Here is a 1748-nt window from a genome sequence, read left to right as displayed (position 1 = left end):
AATTAATGTAATAGCTTTATTCAAAAAATCTAATTTAGAATCGCTTATAAAAAATTTACTATCTTCTAAACACTGTAATAATTCTTCATATTTACCATTAAAAAAATAATCAACTGCTTTATGATATGCTTCTCTATTTTCCTTATTTTTATTTTGAAAGGGATATATTTTTTTAAATATACTTGTAAGATGAAATTTATCTAAACTATATGATACCTTGTTATTTTTATATTTTGCTTTTACTGCTCTATAAATTTTTTTAATTTGTTTTTCACCATCACTTAATATTAATATTTTAGTATCTTCATTAATATCGTAAATATCCATTAATTTAAAAATTTTATCAATAAAATTATCAATATTAGATTTATTATTTTTATTCTTATGATTTTTATTCATCATTTGGAAAACGCCATTTTTCTTTTTCATTTTTTTTCTGGTTTTTGTTGACTTTTCTTCATCAACACCAACATGCATAGTTGAAAGAAATATTTTATTTTCAACTCTTTTTTTATTTTCTCGCATTGGCACAAAAGCTCCGTCAATTTGAATATATAAAACATTATTTGGAATTTTAATTTTATTGTTATTTTTATTACTAATGTAATCTGTTTCTTCTAAATCGGCATTTTTAAAAATATTAGATATTATTCTTTCACTAAGATTAGCGTTTTCAACAGTATCTAAAATATCTTTATATCTTTTTCCATCACCCATAAAAGACATATATTTATTTTTTAAATTTATTTCAATTCTTTCGTATTTTTTTAAACCTAATTCTTCATCTAAAGGATAACGATTTATATTTTCTTTTTTTTCTTCATCATATTTAACATATAATCTTCTTTTAATAGGAATATCTCCATATTATGTTTTAATTGTTTTTGGCAATTTTGATATCACCTTATATCCTTGCAATATTTGTCCTTGTTGATATAATTTAAATATCTCATTATCTCTTTCAATCAAGAAATTTTTAGTTTCATTGTTTGCTTCTATTATTTTATCTTTTTTATAATATTCTAATAAATTTTGTTTTAATTCCATTTTATAATTTCCTTTTGTAATTAAACAAATTATTCTAAATTATGATACTTAATAATTCACATAATCTTATCAAAAAAGGAGGCTATTTAAAAATGCAGGATTTTACCAAAATTAATAACAAAAAACGGATTACTAGTTATGAACATTTAAATAAAAAATATGATTTGAATTTTAGTGACTATAATTTTGGTTTTGATTGAGAAGTATTTAAAGACTTTGTTGGTGATAGTTATGCCCGATATTTTACTTCGCCAATTTTTTTTTTTAAATTTGTTTCAGCTGGTCGTGGCTCGCGGGATTTTCATAAGTTTGTGAAAAATTACTTAAAGTTTAAAAAAATTTTTGCCACGCTTTTCAAAATACTTGGGAAAAATTCTAAGCGTTAAGCGAAGAATTTTATAAAGGTTCCTAAATTTGTTTGAAAGAATCTCAAAACTTTTTTTAACTTGTAAGTCATTTTATCACAAAAATTTAAGAAAATAAACCGCTCGCCCAAAAACAAGATTAGTTATATTCCCATTTTAAAACGATATGGATAAGAACCATAAAACAAAGCATCATATGGGTCATGGTACATTTTACTATCGGGTGTGTTTGTTTTAGTATCACTAAATCTTAGTTCACTAATGCACTTATCTAAAAATGGGAAGTTATCTAATATGCCATATATTTTGCCTTGAACAAACATTTTTCTTATTCAG

At 22.7% G+C, this 1748-nt stretch carries 4 protein-coding genes; 1 reads left to right on the top strand and 3 read right to left on the bottom strand.

Going from position 1 to position 1748, the window contains the following annotated elements; translation table 4 throughout:
* Both D9R21_RS06215 and D9R21_RS06210 read right to left on the bottom strand, forming a co-directional pair.
* Positions 1–717, bottom strand: a 717-nt coding sequence (locus tag D9R21_RS06215; RefSeq protein ID WP_148108865.1) for a hypothetical protein, incomplete at its 3' end; no start/stop codon positions are given.
* 150 nt (positions 718–867) lie between these two features.
* Entirely contained in the window at positions 868–1047 is a 180-nt protein-coding gene (locus D9R21_RS06210; RefSeq protein ID WP_126821512.1) for a hypothetical protein, read from the bottom strand.
* A 92-nt stretch (positions 1048–1139) separates the two neighbouring features.
* On the opposite strand from D9R21_RS06210, the gene D9R21_RS06205 reads away from it, so the two are divergent.
* Positions 1140–1433: a hypothetical protein gene (locus tag D9R21_RS06205; RefSeq protein ID WP_126821511.1), complete on the top strand. Its 294-nt coding sequence runs from the start codon at positions 1140–1142 to the stop codon at positions 1431–1433.
* A 122-nt stretch (positions 1434–1555) separates the two neighbouring features.
* Here the strand turns inward: D9R21_RS06205 and D9R21_RS06200 are convergent.
* The coding region (locus tag D9R21_RS06200) for a hypothetical protein (protein WP_206609243.1) at positions 1556–1748 on the bottom strand (193 nt) is incomplete at its 5' end.

This window comes from Spiroplasma endosymbiont of Megaselia nigra, assembly GCF_003987485.1.
GTDB lineage: Bacteria > Bacillota_I > Bacilli_A > Mycoplasmatales > Mycoplasmataceae > Spiroplasma.
Note: the sequence above shows the minus strand (reverse complement) of the source record. Positions and strands in the feature narration are given on the sequence as shown.